Source organism: Bacillus sp. SD075, from assembly GCF_017355165.1.
GTDB lineage: Bacteria > Bacillota > Bacilli > Bacillales > DSM-1321 > Peribacillus.
In genome coordinates this window covers 118,724-140,972 of sequence record NZ_JADILK010000005.1, presented here as the reverse complement: position 1 = coordinate 140,972, position 22,249 = coordinate 118,724, and the positions used below count along the sequence as shown (strand labels likewise).

Sequence of the window (22,249 nt, the reverse complement as noted above, 5' to 3'; positions counted from 1 at the left end):
AGCGATGGTATTATTAAGGAGCGAGATTCCAGTTACCCATCGTAAGTTTTAAAAAAATCTTCTTATTGCCATACAGTAATAAGAAGATTATTTTAGATAGGGTGTAGATATTTTTTGATGACGATGCGCATATAAGTGACTGTGCGACATGACCGTTATAAAGAATCCGAATAAATAAGGACCGAATCGAGGACCGACATCTATAAATATAGAGAACGTTGCAGTAGATAGACCAATTTTCTCAACAGGAACACAATAAACATTGCAGTTGCCCATCCTTAGCTGGATGGGCTTTTTCAATTTTATAATACATCAAGGATAAAATTAAAATCACGATATGTGAGTAGATATAATCTATAATATGGTAAAAACCTATTTTTCAATATCGATTGAAAACCAACCGGATTCTGTAAAAATTCAATAATGAATTATTGGTATTTCGATGAATCCTCTATAGAAAGGCATTATATGTGAATAAAATTCATTAATGAATTGACTGATCTTAATATTAAGCGATTTTACACAAAAATAGGACTTGGCATGCAAGTTGCATAATCATAATAATAATAATAAGTATAAATCAAACATGCACGATATGAAATTCGATTATGTATGGAGGGATAATGGTGCGAAAAACGATAAATAAACCATGGGAGCAGTGGTATGTTGAAAGAATGAAATCTATGAAGTTACCGGAAATATCCGTCTATTCACTGCTTGATGTAGCAGCAAGTAAGTTTCCACACCATACAGCCATCATTTATGAAGACCAGTCCATGGATTATAAGAATCTAAAACTGCAGGTAGACAAACTTGCAGGGAAATGGAAAGAAATGGGTTTCGTTAAAGGTGAACGGATTGGTCTGATGATGGCCAACCACCCATATTTCATAATCAGTTATTATGCTGCCCAGGCTCTAGGTCTGTTAGTTGTACAAATTAATCCGATGTATAAACCACGGGAACTATTGCAAATTTTAATAGATTCGGATACCAAGAATATTATATTTGACCAAACGGCCGCAAATACAATCGAAGAAACGAAAGCGATATATGAATTTGATGTTTGCATTGACACGGAAAATGATCAAATTGGTTCTTATTCCCTTCAAAAGATGATTGAAACCGGTGAGGCCATTAGGAAGCCCGAAAAGATAAGCCCGCGTGAAGATACCGCAGTCATCCAATATACTGGCGGCACTACTGGGAAGATGAAGGGTGTCATGCTTACTCACCATAATTTAACCTCCAATGTCGTGCAGAGCTTTGTAATGTATGGGGATTCCCTGAAACCCGGCGAAGAAATCGTTTTGGCAGCTACGCCTCTTTACCATGTTTATGCCATGACAAGTGCAATGAATTTAGGTATCTATATTGGAGCTGCCATTCTCTTATTTCCTAGATTCGAACTTCAAGAGGTACTTGCAAAAATAAAAAAGTACCGTCCGACTTTCTTTCCAGGAGTTCCAAAGATGTACAATGCATTCGTCAATCATCCAGGAATTGAAAACTATGGACTGAATTGTTTAAGAAGTTGCTCTTGTGGATCGGCGCCCCTGCCGGTTGAAGTAATTAAGAGATTTGAGGAGCTGACCGGTGCCAAAATAGGAGAGGGCTTCGGTTTGTCGGAGGCTTCACCTTCCACTCATCGTAATCCACCTTTCGGAAAAAGGAAAATAGGAAGCATTGGCATCCCATTTCCTGGAACGGACTGTATGATCATTGACGATGAAAATAATGAAGTGCCTGACACATGCGTCGGGGAGTTGCTCATAAAAGGTCCGCAAATCATGAAGGGTTATTGGAATAACGAAGCAGAAACCAAAAAGGCCTTGCAGAATGGCTGGCTATATACCGGCGATCTTGCTGTGATGGATGAAGAAGGATATTTCTATATAGTCGGCAGAAAAAAAGAAATGATCATCGTCGGCGGATTCAATATTTACCCGCAGGAGGTAGAAGGGGTTCTGTATGAACATCCGGCAATTAAAGAGGCAGCTGTGGTGGGCATTCCCCATAAGGAAAAAGGCGAAATTGTGAAAGCATTCATTGTACCTAAAGAAAGCGCTTCCGTAGATCTTGAAGAAATAGAAGGATATTGTTATTCCCAATTGACGCCTTATAAGGTACCGAAAGTATTTGAATTGAGAAAAGAACTTCCGCGAAATACAGTGGGAAAACTATTAAAAAGATTGTTAGTTAAAGAAGAATTAGAAAAGGAATGAAAGAGGGGAATGCGGTTTGCTCATCAACCATTATGATTAAACCCACGTTGGAAGGTATATGATGTTGTGAACAAAAATAAAGAAGAGGAGGGATTCATATGCGTTGGGTTGTTCTCATTCTGTTATTCTTTGGAGCCGTCATCAATTTTGCAGACAAATCGATCGTAGGACTTGCTGCTGTTCCCATTATGAAGGAGTTCGATCTTACCTATGCGGAGTGGGGGCTTGTTGGAAGCAGTTATTATTGGCTTTACCCGGTAACAGGGATCTTTGGGGCAGCATGGGCTGATAGGCTGGGGGCTAAAAAAGTACTGGGATTCATCATGCTGACATGGACTGTTTTACAATTCGGCGTTTTGGCCATTACCGCTCTTCCATTATTAATTCTATACAGGATTTTACTGGGGGCATTCGAAGGGCCCTATAGTCCAATTGCTTACAGCCATGCCGATAAGTGGTTTCCGCCGAAGCTGAAAGGCTTTGCCAATTCGGTAGTGGTTGGCGGAGGAACCGTTGGTGCGATGATCGTGGCTCCGGTCCTTGTTTCCTTAATTACGATATTCGGCTGGAAAGTTGCCTTTGCGGCTCTTGGTGCAGCAAGCCTCGTCTGGTTTTTCCTCTTTCAATTTTTAACAAAGGAAAATCCAGTGGAAGTATATGAAAACATACAAAAGAAAAAGAAATTAAAACTAGAAAAAATAAAAGTGAAAGACTTTTTATTGCTACTGGCTTCACCTACTGCTTTGTTTACTACACTCGCTTATTTTTCAACGTATATTTTAGTTGTCTGGTTTTCTGTCTGGCTCCCGATTTATTTAGTGGAAGCAGTAAAAATGACTCCAGGTCAAATGGGAACCAGCGTTGCGATAATCGGTGTCGTTTCCGTATGTATTTATATGGGTGTTTCAATGGCGTCTGATCATATATTCAAGAAGAATCAGAATTGGCGGTCATCGAGGGTATTTGTCGTCGCGGGCGCTATGATTATTGGTGCATTGTTCTTTGCCTCTATTATGGTAGTTCAAAATCCAATCTGGGTGATAGTCGCCATGTGTTTAGCAAAGGGACTTACATATGCCATTTTACCGATCGGACCAACGATCATGATCAATGAAATGCAAGAACGGGGGGGATTGATGACAAGCATTTTAACATCATCAGGGAATATAGCAGGCATTATTGCACCTCTTTTAACTGGTTACATCATAAGTTTAGCTGGAGGAAATCAACTATTGGGGTATAACTTATCGATATTGTTCATGGCCATCCTTGTCCTGACTTTTGGCATCCTGTTTGCGATATTCGTAAAACCTGCCAAACCAGAAGGGAATCATAAAAATAAAAGATCGGATAACGTTGATCTTAAGTCCTCATAAGCATGGCCGATCCTGCTTACATTCAATGAAACTAGTGAAATGAAGGAATGCCTGCACAAAATGGTGTGAATACAAGGAAAAGGAGCGGATGGGGAAATGAATAGAGATGCCGTCATAGTTTCTGCAGTACGAACAGCAATTGGAAAACAGGGAGGTGCACTTGCATCGGTTCCTGCCCACGTTTTTGGGGCAGAAGTGATGAAAGCAGCTATAAAACGAGCGAATGTCGAACCTCGAATGATAGATGATGTCATCATGGGGAATGTGTTAAGCGGTGGTGGAAACATTGCTAGGTTAACTGCTCTGGAAACAGGCCTCTCGATTCTTCTTCCGGGACTGACCGTCGACCGTCAATGCGGATCGGGAATAAATGCTGTCAACTTGGCTGCACAGGCGATCCGGGCAGGCGAAGGCGATGTCTATATCGCTGGTGGGGTCGAGAGCATGAGCAGGGCGCCATACTTGATGGATCGTCCGGAAAAACCATATAGTGCCAAGCCACCACAGTTCAGAAAGTCCCGGTTGTCCCCAAAAGAGATTGGCGATCCCCCGATGGGAATCACGGCTGAAAACTTAGCGGAAAAATATGAGGTCAGCAGGGAAGAACAAGATGCATTCGCTTTGCAAAGCCAAAAAAATATGGCCAGGGCTGTGGAAGAGGGCCGTTTCAATGAGCAAATTGCACCTATTTACATTCCCGTCAGAAAAGGCAACGATATCGAATTTAAATTGGATGAACATCCACGACCGCAAATAACGAAAGAAGGGCTGGCCAAATTATCACCTGCGTTTTTAGAAGGTGGGTCCGTTACTGCAGGCAATAGTTCGGGATTGAATGATGCCGCATCAGCCCTGGTCATAATGTCGAGGGAAAAAGCGGCGGAATTGGGGATTAAGCCTTTAGCGACGATTAGGGCCCAGGCTGTTGCAGGGGTAGATCCAAATTATATGGGTATAGGACCTGTTCCTGCTATTAGAAAGGTAATGGACAAATCAGGGCTTACCTTAAATGAAATGGACATCATTGAAATTAATGAAGCCTTTGCCGCTCAAGTCATTGCTTGTGATAGGGAGCTTGATATGAATCCGGCAAGAGTGAATGTGAACGGGGGAGCCATTGCACATGGACACCCATTAGGTGCGACGGGTGCCATCCTCATGACGAAAGCAGTTTATGAATTGAAGCGTTCTGCCGGAAGATTCGCTCTTATTTCAGCTTGCATTGGTGGCGGACAGGGAATTGCTACGATAATTGAGCGTGACGTTTGACTTTTTTAATAATATACCAGAACAAAATGAATTCCATTAAATGATTAGATGATAACAAGACATTCAGCTATATCCAATGAGAAGAAAACTTAATAATAGATACCATACATACCAAGGAGGAATATACTCATGACAATCACTTTAACCAAGGAAATGCAGCAAATGAAGGAAATGATCCGTAATTTTGTTGAAAGGGAAGTGGAGCCTTATGCCATACAAATAGAAGAAGAAGATGCCATCCCGGAGCATTTGGTGGAAAAAGCAAAAGACCTTGGTTTATTCGGGATAAGCATTCCTGAACAGTACGGTGGAATTGGCTTAAATGCGGTGGGAAAGGCTACCGTATTAGAGCAGTTAGGAAGGACCCATAATGGTTTTGTTTCATTAATTAGCGCTCACACCGGGATTGGCAGTACAGGTCTGGTTAAGCTTGCATCCGAACATTTGAAAAATAAATACTTGCCTGAAATGGCAGCAGGCACGAAAATTGGCGCTTTTGCTTTATCTGAACCCGGAGCGGGATCGGATGCTACCAATTTGGCAACAAGTGCAGAAAAGAAGGGTGATTACTGGATGATGAACGGGACGAAACATTTCATCACGAATGGGCCGATAGCTGATGTTTATACAGTATTCGCTTTAACGAATAAAGATAAAGGGGCAAAGGGAGGGATTACTGCTTTTTTAGTGGAAAGGGATTTTCCCGGTTTGGCGGTCGGCAAAAAGGACAAAAAAATGGGGTTAAGAGGATCATATACCTCACAGGTCATTTTCGAGGATTGTATCATACCTGAAGAAAATGTTATCGGCGAAGTTGGGATGGGATATATCTCTGCCCTTAAAATTTTAGGTGAAGGGCGTGTAGGATTGGCTGCAAGAGCAGTGGGATCAAGCGGTAAATTAATTGAATTATCAGCCAAATATGCAAAAGAGCGCATTCAATTCGGTAAACCAATCGCGGACAACCAAGCGATTCAATGGATGCTTGCTGATATGGCAACCGAAACGGAAGCCGCAAGAGCATTGACGATGATGGCGGCACAAAAGATTGATGAAGGAAAAAAGGTGATCAAGGAAGCATCAATGGCAAAACTGTTCGCTTCAGACGTTTTTAATAGGGTGGCGGATAAAGCGGTTCAAATTCATGGCGGAATGGGATATATGGCCGAATATCCAGTTGAACGTTTTTATCGGGATGCCCGCATAACGAAAATTTACGAAGGAACGAATGAAATCCAACGTTTAATCATCGCAAGGAATGTCCTGGAAGAGTGTTAAGTGTTTACTGTTTTATTCGGGCAAGTAGCCTTTAGCCAATGTATCTTGTTTTAAGAGGGAGGAACGAAATGGGAGAAGATATCGTAATCGTGAGCGCTGTACGAACACCAATTGGAAAGTACGGTGGAGCATTTAAAGAGATTAGTTCCGGTCATTTAGCGAGCATTGCCATTAATGAAGCGATCAAGCGGGCTAATATTGCTGCTGAACAAGTCGATGAAGTCATTTTCGGGGAGGTTAGGCAAACAACCGAATCCTCGAATGTAGCGAGGGTGGCAGCTCTGCGCTCAGGGATTCCCGATTCTGCACCGGCTTTTACGGTAAACCGGTTATGCGCATCTGGAATGCAAGCCATCACCTCAGCCGCACAGCAAATAAGCTCAGGTCAAGCAAATATAGTTGTTGCCGGCGGTACGGAAAGCATGAGCCGTGCTCCGCTTTATTTAAGAAGTGCCCGTTTTGGGGGAGACAGGACTAAACTAGTGGATTCAAATACTGAAGCAGGACAGCAACCACAAGAAATTTACGGAGAAAGTTTAGGGATGGGAATCACCGCTGAAAATGTTGCACAGCGATACAACATTTCCAGGGAAGAACAAGATGCCTTTTCAGTGGAAAGTCAACGAAGAGCGGCGCAAGCGATAGAAGAAGGGAAGTTCAAGGATGAGATCGTTCCTGTTCAGGTCTCTGACAGGAAAAGTACGGTTACCATTGAAACGGATGAATATCCACGCCCCGAAACCACAATGGAAAAGCTTGCAAGCTTAAAACCGGCATTCAGGGAAAATGGAACCGTCACTGCAGGGAATGCTTGTGGCCGTAATGACGGGGCTGCTGCATTGGTATTAATGAAAGCCAGTGAAGCGAAACGGTTACAAGTAAAGCCAATCGCAAAGGTTGTCGATTGGGCGACTGCGGGAGTTTCGCCTGAAGTGATGGGAATTGGTCCAGTACCAGCCGTCGGAAAACTTATGGAGCGCACCGGGAAAAAAGTAGAGGAAATTGGGCTTTTCGAATTAAATGAAGCGTTCGCTTCACAGGCATTGGCAGTAATCAGGGATTTATCGCTAGATGAAAACAAGGTGAATGTAAACGGGGGAGCCATTGCACTCGGGCATCCTGTCGGATCGACGGGTGCCAGGATCGTGACAACGTTAATACATGAACTGATTCGCAGGAAAGAAAGATATGGAGTTGCTACACTTTGTGTTGGCGGAGGACAGGGAATGGCTATCATGATTGAAACGATCTAGAGAATCTCTATGAGAAAGGAGTGGAAACCCCATACGTTTCTGCTCCTTTCCGTATATAAGTTTAATCGCGCAAAGGTGAGGGGGAGGAAGATTGCCTGTTGAAGTGGAAGATATTCGTAATCAATTTGAAAGTAGTGCATTCTTTTCACATATAGGGTTTGAAATCATTCGGTTTGAAGAAGGGAATGTAACTATAAAGTTAAACATTGAAGAACATTTACTAAATGTTAATGGAACACTGCACGGGGGCATTCATGCTACCATGCTGGATACCATTCTAGGAATGGTGACTCGCTCCGTTACCAAATCTAAAGTCGTGACCACAAGTTTAACTGTACATTATTTAGCCAGTATATCGAGCGGGGAATTATTTGCGGAAGCAAAAGTCCTTCAAAAAGGATATAAAATTGCCTTTACTGAAGGAGAAATAAAAGATATTGAAGGCAACATCATCGCGAAGGGCACAGGAATTTTTAAAATCATTCGTGAAAAATGAGGCAAGGATGATCAAAGTTGGCTTGTCTATGTGCCATTTTATTAGAAAAGAATGAGGTGTGGAAAAATTGACTAGAACTTGGCATGATTTTTATCCGAAAGGAACTCCTGCTGAAATTGACATTCCGTTATTGTCATTATATGGACTCCTGGAACGTTCATCCCGATATTACCCAACCTGTAAAGCTGTAATAGATGGGGAGCGGGAAATGACATATATGGAATTGAAGGGTGCCACTGATCGTGTTGCTGTGAATTTATACAACCGTGGATTTCAAAAAGACGATCGTATAGCAATCATGCTGCCAAATTGTCTAGAATATATCATTGCCTATTATGCCATTCATCGTTTGGGAGGTGTGGTCGTTCAAGTGAACCCACTGTATCAGTCGAGTGAATTGGATTATATATTACGGGATTCCGAAGCCAATTGGTTCATTGGACGTGAGGAACAACGGGAAAAATTAGTGCTAACAAGTTTCTCTGAAAGATTAACGTTCATATCTGCCGAACAATTAATGGAAACTGGAACGGATTTAACAACGGAAGATATGGACCTTCCTGCTCTGGCTATCGATCCCAAGGAAGCTGTGGCTGTACTTCAATATACAGGGGGGACTACAGGGAAATCAAAAGGAGTCATGCTCACGCATTTTAATTTGATCTCGAATGTTTATCAAGACTTTGCCTTCACGGCAAACGCCCTTCAACTCCAAAGTCCTGGTGAACGTATGCTTGGTTTGACTCCATTATTCCATGTGTTTGGTAATGGTCGATTGAATAGTGCCATTTATGCCGGATCAACTTATATCACATTGGAGAAATTTGAAATAAACAAGGTGGTAGATTTGATTCGAAAACATCGGCCAACCATTTTTCCTGGTGTCCCGACCATGTATATTGCTTTACTGAATCACCCGGATTTAACGGCGGACGATTTAAGCTGCTTCAAGTACTGCAGCTGTGGTTCAGCCCCTCTCCCGATAGAAATCATTCATCAGTTTGAAAGGAAATTACGGGTGACAATATTAGAAGGTTTTGGAATGTCGGAAACTTCACCCACTACCCACCGCAATCCAGTTATAGGTCAGAAAAAACCAGGAAGTATCGGAATTCCTTACCCTAATACCGATGCTAAAATCGTAGAACTGAAAATAGGCATTGATGAATTGCCAACAGGTGAAATTGGCGAACTGATCATTAAAGGTCCGCAAGTAATGAAGGGATATTGGAAAAATCCAGAGGAAACGGCAACGGCTTTGCGGGATGGGTGGCTTTACACTGGAGATATCGCGACGATGGATGAAAACGGATATTTTTATATAGTAGGCAGGAAGAAAGATATGATTATTGCAAGCGGTTATAATGTTTATCCAATCGAAGTCGAAGATATTATTTATCAGCATCCAGCCGTAAAAGAGACATGTGTATTTGGAGTGCCGGATTCATACCGTGGAGAAACGGTAAAAGCGGCCATAGTTTTAAAGAAAGGAAAGTCAGTCTCGGAGCAGGAGATCAGGGAGTTTTGCGTGAAACGATTGGCCAGATATAAAGTACCGCGAAGTTTTGAGTTCAGGGAACAACTGCCCAAATCTGCTGTTGGGAAAATATTGCGTAGAATATTAATGGAGGAAGGAACGGAGAACTATACTGTCGGGGAGAGATAAGCTTATCAGTTCTCGTTAGGGAGCTCATAGGAAACCCTAAATATGTGAAACCATTTTTCGATGTCCCCTTATTTAGGGTTTCCTATCCTATCTTTATAGACTATAAAACTACTTTCCTTTTAGGGGAATTTCAAATGAAGTCCCATCCACCAATAATTCATGAGACTCACCATCCGCAATATCATCGGTAGTGAATGTAAAGGAATCGAGCCGTTCGAAGTTATCCTCGGGATCAACCAATAATCCAATTGTGCCTTTTCTTTTTTCTCCTGGTTGGTAATCTGATCGACTTACTTTTTTTGTCCCCATCAAAGTATCTTCGAAATGGATGAAATTTTTAGAAGGCACATCATATGTAAGATCATCATTGAAAGTAACATTTTCCATACTGAAGAATTGAAGTTCCTTCGAATCTTTATTTTCAACAGAATAAGTTACCTCTAGATAAGAAACCTCTTCATCAATATCCGTTTTAGACAACGCAGCCTGTTGATCGATTTCCTCCATGGATAAATTCTCTTTATAGTAAATCGAATAGGCCTCATCAAAACTCAATCCTGTATAGGTCTTAAGCTCCCCCTTCACTTCATCTGTGAGTGAAGATAATTGAATCCTTCGGATATCCTTGATTGTGATGACCATGGATGCCAATTCAAATGACTCATTAATAGGCTTCGTTTCAAGTAATGTGAATGTGCCCCAATTTATTTGGCGAACCTTATCGCCGACTTTTTCAAGATAGGTCCCGCCATATTCCTGCACTTCAGGTATTTTGGATTCCTTGGCTTCCGCATCTTTCCCTTTCTCCGTTTTATCGCTCTCGAAATAATTGAAGGTTAATACACATACAAAAATAAGTATTATTCCTGCAATTGTTGATATAATCCATCTTATATGGATAGTTCATCACTCCTGTCTTAAACCATAAACCATTGATGTCAAAGTAGTAATATACCATTTTTTTGCGAATGAAGGAAAGAAGAGTACATTGAGATCCATCTTGTTTATGCAATGGTTGACATTAAGGCGTTTCCAATTAAAATGAAAAAAATAAATCAACCGATAATGTCGGCTGACATATTCTTTATTAAAAGAACGAAAGAATAAGCCGAAAAAACAGGAAGTGACCTGGCATATGTAAAAACCCTTGAATGTAAATCATCGTCAGTGACATGATGATATTTTTTATGTAACCGCATACAAAATAACTTGCTATTACACAAATAACCTGGTAATCTAATTCCAAGAATAATCTAAACGTTTACATTTTATAATGATTAATTTCATGATTTTAACTTGTTTTATACGGATTTATTTTAAAAAATCTAAACGTTTACATTTTGAGGTGTTAAAAGATGGAGTCAAAGCCAACTATTCAGGATGTTGCAAATCTTGCTAACGTTTCTATTGCAACCGTATCCCGGGTCATTAATAACCAAGGAGGCGTTCGCAAAGTAACGGAAGATCGGATTTTAAAGGCCATTGAGGAACTGGGCTATATTCGCAGTGCTGCAGCAAGGACTATGAAGCGAAAAGAAACGAATACAATCGGGGTCATTGTACCTGATATCATGAACCCTTTCTTTCCGCTTGTTATGGCAGGGATTGAACAAAAAGCTCGTGAAAAAGAATATTTCACTATTTTAAGCAGTACAAATGAATCCCCAAAAATCGAAGAAGAGATTGTGAGAAATTTTATTGAGCGAGGTGTGGATGGTGTTATTATCACAACGGCCAATGAAGATGGTGAACACCTAAAACTGCTTGAAGAGCAGGAAATTCCTGTAGTAGCAGTTGATCGAAGCATCAAAAAATTTGAAGTGGATACTGTTCTTGTTGATAACAAGAAGGGGGCCTATCAAGCTGTCCAGCAATTGATTCTTCAAGGGCATGGAAAGATAGCAATTATATGCGGCCCACAGAACACAACCCCTGGGCTAGAACGGTTCTTGGGTTATAAAAATGCCCTAGAGGACTACAACATTGAAATAGATGAACGATATGTCATTCATGGAGATTTTGGAGAGCAAAGTGGTTATCGGTGTACTGAAAAGCTTTTTGAGCTTGATGATAGGCCAACTGCTATTTTTTCTTCCAACAACATGATGACTATCGGCTGTTTGAAAGCGCTGGTCGATTTAAACTGGAAGCTTGGCAGCGAGGTGTCATTTATAGGTTTTGATGATGTGGATATCGCGACATTTTTGAGTCCGAAGCTTAGTGTAGTTGCAAGGCCAATGAATGCTATAGGAGAGATTGCCTTTATGCTTCTGCATGAGCGGATTTGTTTCAAAGGAGAGCTTCCGAAGCGGGAGTATCTATTGTCTCCAGACCTTAAAGTCAGGGAGTCCTGCCGGTTAGAGCATCATACATTCTGATTATATGAAAAGGGCACTAGGAGATTAATTCATCTGGTCGCCCGCTACCTTTTATAGATTGAAAGCGTTTTATTCTAATTAAAGAAAGAGGAGAGATTAAGATGAGTACTGCAAAAATGATTGACCATACCTTGTTAAAGGCTGAGGCAACAAAAGAACAGATAGTGACTCTATGTGAAGAAGCTAGAGAATATGGTTTTGCTTCTGTATGTGTAAACCCGATCTGGGTGAAAACGGCAGCAGAGAAACTTAAAGGAAGCGATGTGAAGGTGTGTACAGTCATCGGTTTTCCTCTAGGAGCCTCAACGACTGCAGTAAAAGCTATTGAATCAGAGAATGCAATTCAAAATGGCGCCGAAGAAGTGGATATGGTCTTAGCTATTGGCGTATTGAAATCAGGCGAATATGAGGAGGTAGAAGCTGACATTCGTGCTGTTGTTGATGCTGTTAAAACAAAGGCACTAGTCAAAGTGATCATAGAAACATCTTTGCTTACTGAAGAAGAGAAGGTTATTGCTTGCGAACTTTCACTTCGTGCAGGTGCCGATTTCGTGAAAACGTCTACTGGATTCTCAACAGGGGGAGCAACGGTTGAGGATGTTGCATTAATGCATGAGATTGTTAAGGATAAGGCGGGTGTAAAGGCATCCGGAGGAATTCGTGACTTAAAAGATTTGAAGTCGATGGTTGAGGCTGGTGCTACTCGTGTCGGTGCAAGCTCGGGCGTGAAGATTATGAAAGGTGAAGCAGTATTGGATGGATACTGATACAGATAAAGAATCATATATGCGCTTTTAAAAACTATGGACACAAGGGGATGTTAGATAATGAAAAAACAAAACATAATTCAGCTGCCAGATGGTTATTTGAATCGTACACCTTTTTTTCAGTTTATCCTGTTGTCTCTGCTCTTCCCTTTATGGGCGGTAGCTGCCAGTTTGAACGATATTTTGATTGCACAGTTCAAACATGTGTTTGAGTTGAGTGATTTTGCGAGTGCTTTAGTACAAAGTGCATTTTATGGAGGATATTTCCTGATAGCAATACCTGCTTCTATGGTAATCAAGAAAACTAATTATAAGTTTGCCATAATTACAGGCTTGCTTTTCTATATTGTAGGATGCTCATTGTTTTACCCAGCTTCGCATATGGCTACCTATACAATGTTTTTGTTTGCAATCTTTTCCATCGCGATTGGCTTAGGTTTTCTTGAGACAGCTGCAAATACATATAGTTCCATGATTGGCCCGCGCAAGTATGCGATTCTTCGATTGAATATCAGCCAAACATTTTATCCAATTGGTGCGATTTCAGGAATTTTACTTGGGAAATACCTCGTTTTCCAAAAAGGAGCAAGTCTTGAGGCGCAATTGGCGACTATGTCTCCAGCGGAGGCACAGGCTTTTGGACTGAAAATGCTTGAAAATACTCTAGAACCTTACAGATATATGATTTTTGTTCTTATCGGTGTACTTGTCCTGTTTATTTTCACTAAGTTCCCTTCCTGTAAGCCGGAAGTGAAAAGCGGCAAAGTTACAGAGAAAACACCTGGAATCATTGAAACTCTGAAATACTTAGGTGGAAACAAACGATTCCGAAAAGGGATTGCTGCACAATTTTTATACGTCGGTATGCAGGTAACGGTTTGGTCATTTACCATTCGGCTTGCACTCGATTTAAATCCTGACATAAATGAGCGTACAGCCTCAACCTTTATGGTATATAGCTTTAGTGCTTTCTTTGTAGGGAAGTTCATAGCCAATTTCTTGATGACCCGCTTCTCTCCATCTAAGGTATTGGTTAGCTACTCCATCATTGGTTCAGCCCTTCTTGCGTATGTGGCATTTGTACCGAATATGACAGCTGTGTACGCTGCGGTTGCGGTAAGCATGCTGTTTGGACCATGCTGGGCGACGATTTATGCAGAAACACTTGAAGTTATACAAGAAAAGAAATATACAGAAACGGCAGGAGCAATCCTCGTCATGGCTATTGTAGGCGGAGCGGTCATCCCTGCATTACAAGGGTTTGTATCTGATTTCTTCGGTTCCATGCAATTGGCCTTTCTTGTATCGATGGCATGCTTTATCTACGTCGGTTGCTATTTTTTCGGTGAAATGAAAAAGCAAAATGCATCGGTCCATCCTTCAGAAAAGCCAGTCGAATCAGTCTAATATAGTAAATGCTCATCTGATCAGGACAGCTCTAAACTTTGCTGTCCTGTTTGGACATAATAGGAAAGGGATGGGAATCATGAAGGGAACAATTGAACTGCAACGGGACTATTTTAAGGAAATCAAAACAGTGTTTTTTACCAACAATGAATTCAGTGTAAACTTATTCCGCTACCCATCAGGTATTGAAGCGATTGAGCTGACAAATTCAAGAGGAAGAATGGTTGTACTCCCATACATGGGTCAGATGATTTGGGATTTGGAATTTGACGGTGTAGATCTTAAAATGAAGAGTATGTTCTCTCAACCTAAAAAGGTTGATAGAGTCATAGATACATATGGATGTTTTGCCTTTCATTCAGGGTTAATCAGCAATGGCTGTCCGGGATCGGATGATGACCATGAAATGCATGGAGAAATGCCATGTGCCGAGATGGATAGGGCTTGGCTTGAAATTACGGATAGTGGTATAAAAATAAGTGGTCAGACAGAGTACGTCAAAGGGTTCGGTCACCATTATCTTGCCACCCCAAGCGTTGAAATGTTCAAAGAGAAAAGTTTTATTAAAATGAGCATGAATGTGAAAAATGTATCGGGTGCAGAAATGCCGCTTCAGTATATGTGCCACACAAATTATGCATATTTAGAAAATGCCGTAATGAAGCAGAACATTCCAAACAGTGTTTTCAAGCTTAGAGAATCGATTCCAGGTCATGTGAAGCCAACAGAAAAATGGCTGGATTATAATAAGAAGCTACTAAATGGCGAAGAATCGCTCACAATATTAAACAATCCGGAAATGTATGATCCGGAGATTGTATATTTTGCGGATGAGCTGAATCTATATCAAGAAGAGGCTGAGTTTGAAATGGGTGCTCCCGATGGAGTCACTTTCTTTACAAGTTTTTCGACAGCGGAATTGAATTATGCTACAAGGTGGTTATTACATAATGCAAATCAGCATGTAGCATCATTCGTGCTGCCTGCAACATGCAGGCCGGAAGGCTTCAGCGCTGCAGAAAAATCAGGAACATTGATTATGCTTGAAGCAGGGGAAGAGAGAACTTTCACGATTGTTACCGGGAAAAAATAAGGGGGAAAAGAAATGGATATCGCAGTAATTGGATCGAACATGGTTGATTTGATTTCATACATTGATAAAATGCCGAAAGAAGGGGAAACGCTTGAGGCGCCGGACTTTGAAATTGGATGCGGGGGCAAAGGAGCAAATCAGGCAGTGGCAGCTGCCAAAATGGGCTCAAAGGTTATGTTAGTAACAAAGGTTGGCGATGATCTCTTTGCCGATAACACCATCCAAAACCTCGAAAGTCATGGAATCGATACCGAGTTTACCAATAAAGTCAGAGGCACATCGAGCGGTGTTGCACCAATTTTTGTGGATCAAGAATCAAAAAATCGCATCCTGATTATTAAGGGAGCAAACCAACACCTGTTGCCGGCAGACGTGGAGCGAGCAACTGATAAGCTTAAGACATCCTCTTTAATTGTCCTTCAGCTGGAAATTCCGCTTCCAACCGTTTACCGTGCCATTGAATTTGGTTATGAGCATGGCATTCCTGTCATTTTGAATCCGGCACCGGCATCAAAGGAACTTGATTTTGATCATGTGTGCAAAAGTGACTTTTTTATCCCGAATGAGAGCGAACTGGAGATTTTAACAGGAATGCCTGTGGCCTCTCATGCCCAAATTAGACAAGCAGCGTCCATGTTAATTGAAAAAGGAGTGAAAAACGTCATTGTAACAATGGGAAGCAAGGGCGTCATGTGGGTTACAAAGGAAAAAACGCAAACCGTCGAGTCACATCAAGTAACTGCGAATGATACTACTGGCGCTGGAGATGCATTTATAGGATGCTTTGCACATTTCTTTGTGAAAAATGGCGACGTACTTCATGCGATAAAAATGGCTACAGCTTATGCCGCATTAAGTGTCACTAAACGAGGAACACAGTCTTCTTATCCAAATTCTGGAGAATTAGAAGAGTTTTTGAATAAGGTAGTTTAACTATTGTAAGTGATTCAGAAATACGCTTGGGTAAGCAGACAGAACCACATATGAATCTCATAGCTTTAGGATTGACGTTTCTTTATCAAAAGGATCGTTAAGTTTTTTTAGTTGAAAGTGATGCATGGTTTAACAAAATCCCAATAAAACGAAGTGAGTATATCCTAAGGTATCCAAATGGAAAGACGAAATAAAGTATAGTTGGACAGGTGGCAAATTATTTGTCATCTGTCTTTTCATTATATTTGCATAAGGAGCCATTGAAAAAATGCAATCTTTCAATTTTACGAGAATGGCGAAGGCAAATATAGCAAACTGGCTTTAATATATAATGGTGCCGCGTTATCGGATCCTTTGGGAAGGGGAATAGGTAAGTGCAATAACAGGTATAGGAGACTAGGACACATTTTAAGGACTGGGGGGCATTCCTGGCCCCACTTCTTTTGGAATGTGTATGAATTTCCCCTTAATTGTACACTCCATTTTTTCATAAAAATCATATCATGTTACGAAGAGAGAATATTATGAAACTGGGCAGTCGCTAAGTAATATGGATTTTTATGGGGGATAAAATTTGTATTTGTACTCTGTAATAACCAAAATCTTTACTTAATAATGATTCTATGTATTTTTTTTACAGCTCTCTGGAAACCATCTCTCTAGTAAATGAAAGGAGACGTTTAGGGAATGTGGTCAATTACCAATGGTAAGGGAAGGATACATCAGCCGAATAAAAGTACAATGCTATCCCGGCAAGAGATAAAAGCCATTGAGTCCTGGATATCTCAAATAGGGAAAATCCAATTTTATAAAACCGCTGGACAAAGAATGTCTACGGCCAGAAAAGCGCTAAAGCTCAAGTATAAAATCATTGGCTATGGTTTTAACCGGGTCGTCTATGATTTAAATAATGGCTATATTTTAAAAGTTGCCTTTTCAGAAGTAGGGTTAATTAGCAATGCAAATGAAGCCTATATATATAATAACTGTGATGAGGAAACCACAAAGTATTTTTGTCCGGTTAAGGAGTTTGGAACGGGCTGGATTATCATGAAGAAGGTGGACACGAAAGTGCCGTTTGCAATCAAGGAATATACGAAACTCATCAAGTTGGAATTAAAATTCCTGAGGTACGGTATTATACCAATAGATTTGCGTTTAGATAATGTCGGATATAACGAGAATAATGAAATGGTCGTCATTGATTACGGTCTATTCACCTTGGATCTCAATAGCCCTGTGCTGCGATGGCTAGTTTGATGCAGGATCTCTTTCCAAAGAAAAAATATATCCTGTGTCCCGTTCTTCAGAGTTCTTTAATTCCTAGAAATAAGTTTATCTACTTACAACCGGTGAAGGGATAGTATCGAATTATCTAAACGAAAAAAGCATGTTACGAAGGGATTTTTTGTGCAACATGCTTTTTTATCCAGTTTAAAGGACCATAACTGATGACACAACGCTTGCCACTTTTTTATCATTTTGAATTAAATCTGCGAGTACATAAGCTGTTTTTTTTCCGATTCGGTCTACTTTTGCTTCAACCTGTACGTCCCCCAATCTTACTGGCCGATGAAAGGTAGTATGTAAATCGATGGATGCGAAGGATTGTCCGATACTTAATTTAGATGATATCGCATAAGCCATTATAATATCTGCTGCAGAAGTGACAAAGCCACCCATTGCTACACCATTTCCGTTTATGAATTTTTCATCCACCTTCCATAGTCCCCTCGCAATTCCATCCTGGGCATAATTTGCTTCAATCTGTAACGTTAAATCACAATTTGGGGGTTGTTTCCCCTCCGTTATAACTTGTAAAAGTTCGTGTCCTTTAAGTGATTTCCCCATTAATTTGCCCTCCTTGAATAAGTTGAAACTACAATACAGAATATTCTAACATATATCTTGATATTAAATATCACTGAAGTTGTTGATTTTACAAATAAAGTAATTAAACAATGAAGAAGGGGGATTTCTGAAATCAACTGGAATATTCTCTTTTTGAGTGATTGTAAAACTAGCACGTTGATTTCCCCTCGCTTGCGCCTGCGGGGTCTCCCCTAGACGCGCTTTCCCCGCAGGAGTCTCGAACACCCGCTCCAATCAACTGGTTTATTTGGATGAAACCTTCATTGGATTGAAGAAATCTGCGCAATCCCGCTTGTATAACTGGCTACCCGAGATGCCACAGACGCTAGCGATGAGGAGGCTTGGCGACAGTCGGCGGAAAGGGGGCGGGATTTCTGAGGTCATCTGGTATGTCTTTTTATAAAAATTGTAGGGAAAGTTGAAGTTAGTAATTATCTAAAATATCAAAAATCTTCTTCTTTTTCCATTTTATTTGTGCTAGTCTATAAAAAAAGAAGTATTACCTTCATCATTTTATTTATAAGAAGTATTTAATTCATCGGAAAGGGGTTATATTTTGGAACATCTTCCTTTTAAACTACTAGTAAAGGAAAAATTTGACCATCTGTCGGCAGGTCAAAAAAAAGTTGCTGCTTACCTGATTGAAAATTTGGATGAAGCCGCCTTTAAAACGGCTTTTCAAATTGGTAAGGAAGCGGAGGTTAGTGAAACGACTGTCATTCGTTTTTCCTATTCCTTAGGATTTGAAGGATTTAGTAGAATGCAGGCCAGGATTCAAAAACAGCTGCTGCACCAAAATCAAATAGACCTATCCAATAATGATTCCATTCTCCGTATTGATGACAAGCAAGATCCATTTACCAAAGTGATAGAAAACGAAGTTCATATTTTAAGACATCTATTAGATCATACGAATGTTCAGGATATATGGAAAGCAGTCGATGTCCTGATCCAGGCTGATCAAATATTAATTGCTGGGCATCGGATTTCCCATGCCGCCGCCTATTGGTTCTCCTATACGCTAAGTTCATTAAGGGAAAATGTTAGTTTATGTTCACCAACAGGTGACTTCTATGAAAAGTTTTGTAATCTCACTAACAAGTCTGTAGTGGTAGTTTTTTCGTTTCCAAGATATGCGAATGAAACATTAAAAGTTGCGGAGTGTGCCAAAGAACAAGGAGTTTGTTTAATTTCAATTACAGACCGCCTCCTGTCCCCTGTTGGCCGAATCTCTGATATTGCACTGACAACTGAAGAAAACGCAGAAACCGGAACCAACTCAATCGCTTCCGTTATTAGCTTATTGGACTTGGTTATTGCTGGTATACATCAAAAAGACGCAAAACGGATATATACCCATCAGCAAAAGTTAGAAAGGCTATATTCAAGTTATGAAGTGTTTACGGAATGAGTTTTTAAGAAAGTTGAAATTCTTGTAAAGGAGACGCATCATCATGCACCCGATTCAATATATAGATCAGCAACAAGAATCATTGATAAAGTCCTACCATGACCTGCATTCTTTGGCTGAGCCAAGCTGGCAGGAGGAAAGGACGTCTAGCTATATAATGAAATGTCTTAAGAAAGCGGGAATAACCCTAAAAAAATTTCAAGGCCATTTTGGAATCATTGCCGAGATTCCGGGCATCTCAAAAAAGGTTGTGGCATTAAGGGCAGATATGGATGCACTTGTTCAGGAAGTAGGTGGCACGGTAAAGGCCAATCATTCATGTGGACATGATGCACATAGCACAATGGTTTTATATACAGCATTGGCCATTGCCTCTAGCGGAATCCGGCCCAAACACACTATCCGATTTATATTTCAGCCTGCGGAAGAAAAAGGAGAAGGCGCTCTTCAAATGATCAATGATGGCGCATTGGATAATGTTACATATTTATTCGGGGTACATGTAAGACCCAGTTCGGAGGTTCCTTATATGAAAGCTTCCCCCGTCATTGTCCATGGCTCTGCCGAAACAATAAGGGGAACCATCAAAGGTCTTCAGGCGCATGCATCCCGTCCGCAAGATGGAATAAATGTCATCGAGGCAGCAGCGTTGCTTGTCCAAAAGTTACAGCAGATTAATCTGGAAACCGAAACTCCTTATTCCATCAAAATGACTCAATTTGAAACAAACAACAAAGCATCAAACATTATTCCGGAAACAGCTGTCTTTGCAATTGATGCCAGAGCTCAGTCAAATGATGTGATGAATGAACTAAACCGCTTAACAAAGGAAGCCATTGACCAGACAATGGAACAAACTGAAACATCCATCTCCTGGTCTGCAGAAGAATTCGTCCCAGCAGCGAGTTTGCATGAAAAAGCCATAAAGCTGGCAGAAATTGCAATAGCAGATATACTTGGCAAGGAAAATGTCGTTCCAGTCTGTGTTTCTCAAGGGGGAGAGGATTTTCATTTTTATACAGCCCACACTCCTGATTTACCAGCAACGATGATAGGGTTAGGTTGTGATTTAACGCCTGGTCTGCACCATCCGAATATGAAATTTAATCTAGAAGCACTTATTTATGGAACGAAAATTTTAATTAACACAGTAATTACGGCGACAGGAGAATAAAATTTTTCACTTTGAAAATTAATGAAGGGGTGTTTTATGGAAAATACCGCACAAACATCACAAACTGGTGGCGAAGCAGCCACTAATGAAAAACAACTGGAGCGCAAGCTGAAACCAAGGCATCTTTCCATGATTGCAATCGGCGGAACCATTGGAACGGGACTATTTTTAGCAAGTGGTTCCATTATTCATACTGCGGGTCCTGGAGGAGCTGTAGCTGCCTATATAATTGCCGGAATCATGGTTTTTTTTCTTATGACAAGTTTAGCCGAAATGGCTGCCCTTATTCCTATTACAGGCTCTTTCAGTACCTATACATCAAGGTTTGTCGATCCGGCATTAGGATTTGCGATCGGATGGAACTATTGGTATAACAATGCAATCGTAGTCGCTCTTGAATTAGCAGCTTCCTCCCTGATTATGAAATATTGGCTGCCTTCTGTTCCGGGAATCATTTGGAGCGCATTATTTCTTGCACTCATATTTGGCCTGAATATTTTATCGGTAAAAGGATATGGAGAATCAGAATTCTGGTTTGCCATTATAAAGGTTTTGACGATTATCATTTTTATAGCAGTAGGGTTATTAATGATTGTAGGAATCATGGGGGGGATGCAGTAGGTTTTGAAAATATCACCAAAGGGGAGGCGCCGTTTAAAGGAGGCTTTTTATCCGTTATAAGCGTTTTTATGGTGGTTGGATTTGCCTTTCAAGGCACCGAGTTAGTAGGAATTGCGGCCGGCGAGAGTGAAAATCCGAGAAAAAATATACCCAAAGCCATTAAGCAAATCTTCTGGAGGCTGCTCTTGTTTTATGTATTGGCGATAATTGTGATTGGATTTTTAATCAATTATAATGATCCGCGTTTGCTAAGCTCGGATATTGAAGATATTGCGGTAAGTCCCTTCACTCTAGTATTTCAAAACGCAGGGCTTGCGATCGCTGCCTCCGTTATGAATGTGGTAATCCTTACTTCTGTTCTTTCTGCGGGCAATTCCGCCATGTACGGAGCTTCTCGAGTCCTATGGGTGCTGGCAAAAGAAGGAAAAGCCCCTTCGTTTCTAAAAAAAGTGAATTCAGGCGGCATTCCAGTGAACGCTGTGTATTTTTCTACCATTGTTGGAATGGCAGCTTTCCTAACCTCTTTTTTCGGTGAAGGCATGATTTATACTTGGTTATTAAATGCTGCAGGATTATCAGGCTTTATATCCTGGTTAGGAATTTCGATTACACATTATCGTTTCCGGAAGGCGTTCATTGCACAAGGAAGAGATTTGAAAGATTTACCTTATGTATCAAAGTGGTATCCCTTCGGTCCGATATTAGCCACATTTTTATGTGTTACGGCTATTCTGGGACAAAATTACTCTGCTTTTTTTGGCCCTGAGATTGACTGGTATGGAATATTAATTTCTTATATCGGGCTTCCTTTATTTTTCCTGGCATTTCTAGGTTATAAAATCGTAAAGAGAACAAAAATGATTCCATTGCAAGGGGCTGATTTCAGTAAAGTTGAATAATCTCTTTGTGGGAAAAGTAGGGATAGTATTTCATTTTTAGAAAACCCTTTACATTATTGCTGCCGTGCCTAGCCAAGGCAGGCCGTCAGCTGAGGAACTAACTTGTCCATTTTATGGTAGGTTGATCAAGG

General features: G+C 40.7%; 17 protein-coding genes and 1 pseudogene. 16 read left to right on the top strand and 2 right to left on the bottom strand.

Annotated features, from left to right (window positions below):
• Positions 1-626 precede the first annotated feature (626 nt).
• From IOC57_RS06280 to IOC57_RS06250, 7 genes are all read left to right on the top strand, one after another.
• Positions 627-2,225, top strand: a complete 1,599-nt coding sequence (locus IOC57_RS06280) for a long-chain-fatty-acid--CoA ligase (RefSeq protein ID WP_309487678.1) — start codon at positions 627-629, stop codon at positions 2,223-2,225.
• 98 nt (positions 2,226-2,323) lie between these two features.
• Positions 2,324-3,601, top strand: a complete 1,278-nt coding sequence (locus tag IOC57_RS06275; RefSeq protein ID WP_207437896.1) for an MFS transporter — start codon at positions 2,324-2,326, stop codon at positions 3,599-3,601.
• A 96-nt stretch (positions 3,602-3,697) separates the two neighbouring features.
• Complete coding sequence (locus IOC57_RS06270; RefSeq protein WP_207437895.1) at positions 3,698-4,870, top strand: thiolase family protein; 1,173 nt, start codon at positions 3,698-3,700, stop codon at positions 4,868-4,870.
• Between the two features lie 129 nt (positions 4,871-4,999).
• Complete coding sequence (locus IOC57_RS06265; RefSeq protein ID WP_207437894.1) at positions 5,000-6,148, top strand: acyl-CoA dehydrogenase family protein; 1,149 nt, start codon at positions 5,000-5,002, stop codon at positions 6,146-6,148.
• A gap of 68 nt (positions 6,149-6,216) precedes the next feature.
• The gene (locus tag IOC57_RS06260) at positions 6,217-7,401 is read left to right on the top strand and encodes a thiolase family protein (protein ID WP_207437893.1); all 1,185 of its coding nucleotides are present in this window, start codon (positions 6,217-6,219) and stop codon (positions 7,399-7,401) included.
• A gap of 91 nt (positions 7,402-7,492) precedes the next feature.
• Positions 7,493-7,897, top strand: a complete 405-nt coding sequence (locus IOC57_RS06255) for a PaaI family thioesterase (RefSeq protein ID WP_207437892.1) — start codon at positions 7,493-7,495, stop codon at positions 7,895-7,897.
• Positions 7,898-7,964: 67 nt separating this feature from the next.
• The gene (locus tag IOC57_RS06250; protein ID WP_207437891.1) at positions 7,965-9,563 is read left to right on the top strand and encodes a long-chain-fatty-acid--CoA ligase; all 1,599 of its coding nucleotides are present in this window, start codon (positions 7,965-7,967) and stop codon (positions 9,561-9,563) included.
• Positions 9,564-9,671: 108 nt separating this feature from the next.
• Here the strand turns inward: IOC57_RS06250 and IOC57_RS06245 are convergent, their stop codons facing one another.
• On the bottom strand, positions 9,672-10,325 hold the full coding sequence (locus tag IOC57_RS06245; protein WP_207437890.1) for a hypothetical protein: 654 nt from the start codon (positions 10,323-10,325) through the stop codon (positions 9,672-9,674).
• 593 nt (positions 10,326-10,918) lie between these two features.
• Here IOC57_RS06245 and IOC57_RS06240 point away from each other — a divergent pair.
• From IOC57_RS06240 to IOC57_RS06215, 6 genes are all read left to right on the top strand, one after another.
• A complete protein-coding gene (locus IOC57_RS06240) occupies positions 10,919-11,941 on the top strand; it encodes a LacI family DNA-binding transcriptional regulator (protein WP_207437889.1) in 1,023 nt (340 codons plus the stop codon).
• Positions 11,942-12,042: 101 nt separating this feature from the next.
• Entirely contained in the window at positions 12,043-12,708 is a 666-nt protein-coding gene (gene deoC, locus IOC57_RS06235) for a deoxyribose-phosphate aldolase (RefSeq protein ID WP_286184564.1), read from the top strand.
• A gap of 60 nt (positions 12,709-12,768) precedes the next feature.
• A complete protein-coding gene (gene fucP / locus IOC57_RS06230) occupies positions 12,769-14,115 on the top strand; it encodes an L-fucose:H+ symporter permease (RefSeq protein WP_207437888.1) in 1,347 nt (448 codons plus the stop codon).
• A 79-nt stretch (positions 14,116-14,194) separates the two neighbouring features.
• The gene (locus IOC57_RS06225; protein ID WP_207437887.1) at positions 14,195-15,208 is read left to right on the top strand and encodes an aldose 1-epimerase family protein; all 1,014 of its coding nucleotides are present in this window, start codon (positions 14,195-14,197) and stop codon (positions 15,206-15,208) included.
• Between the two features lie 12 nt (positions 15,209-15,220).
• Entirely contained in the window at positions 15,221-16,141 is a 921-nt protein-coding gene (gene rbsK / locus IOC57_RS06220) for a ribokinase (protein ID WP_207437886.1), read from the top strand.
• A gap of 687 nt (positions 16,142-16,828) precedes the next feature.
• Positions 16,829-17,401, top strand: coding sequence for a hypothetical protein (locus IOC57_RS06215; protein WP_207437885.1), 573 nt, complete (start codon positions 16,829-16,831; stop codon positions 17,399-17,401).
• A gap of 174 nt (positions 17,402-17,575) precedes the next feature.
• Here IOC57_RS06215 and IOC57_RS06210 read toward each other — a convergent pair whose 3' ends face one another.
• Complete coding sequence (locus IOC57_RS06210) at positions 17,576-17,992, bottom strand: PaaI family thioesterase (RefSeq protein ID WP_207437884.1); 417 nt, start codon at positions 17,990-17,992, stop codon at positions 17,576-17,578.
• A 577-nt stretch (positions 17,993-18,569) separates the two neighbouring features.
• Here IOC57_RS06210 and IOC57_RS06205 point away from each other — a divergent pair.
• The 3 genes and pseudogenes from IOC57_RS06205 to IOC57_RS06195 all read left to right on the top strand — a co-directional run bounded on the left by IOC57_RS06205 (position 18,570) and on the right by IOC57_RS06195 (position 22,118).
• On the top strand, positions 18,570-19,424 hold the full coding sequence (locus IOC57_RS06205) for a MurR/RpiR family transcriptional regulator (protein WP_207437883.1): 855 nt from the start codon (positions 18,570-18,572) through the stop codon (positions 19,422-19,424).
• Positions 19,425-19,467: 43 nt separating this feature from the next.
• A complete protein-coding gene (locus tag IOC57_RS06200) occupies positions 19,468-20,598 on the top strand; it encodes an amidohydrolase (RefSeq protein ID WP_207437882.1) in 1,131 nt (376 codons plus the stop codon).
• A 21-nt stretch (positions 20,599-20,619) separates the two neighbouring features.
• Positions 20,620-22,118: pseudogene (locus tag IOC57_RS06195) on the top strand (amino acid permease).
• Positions 22,119-22,249 lie beyond the last annotated feature (131 nt).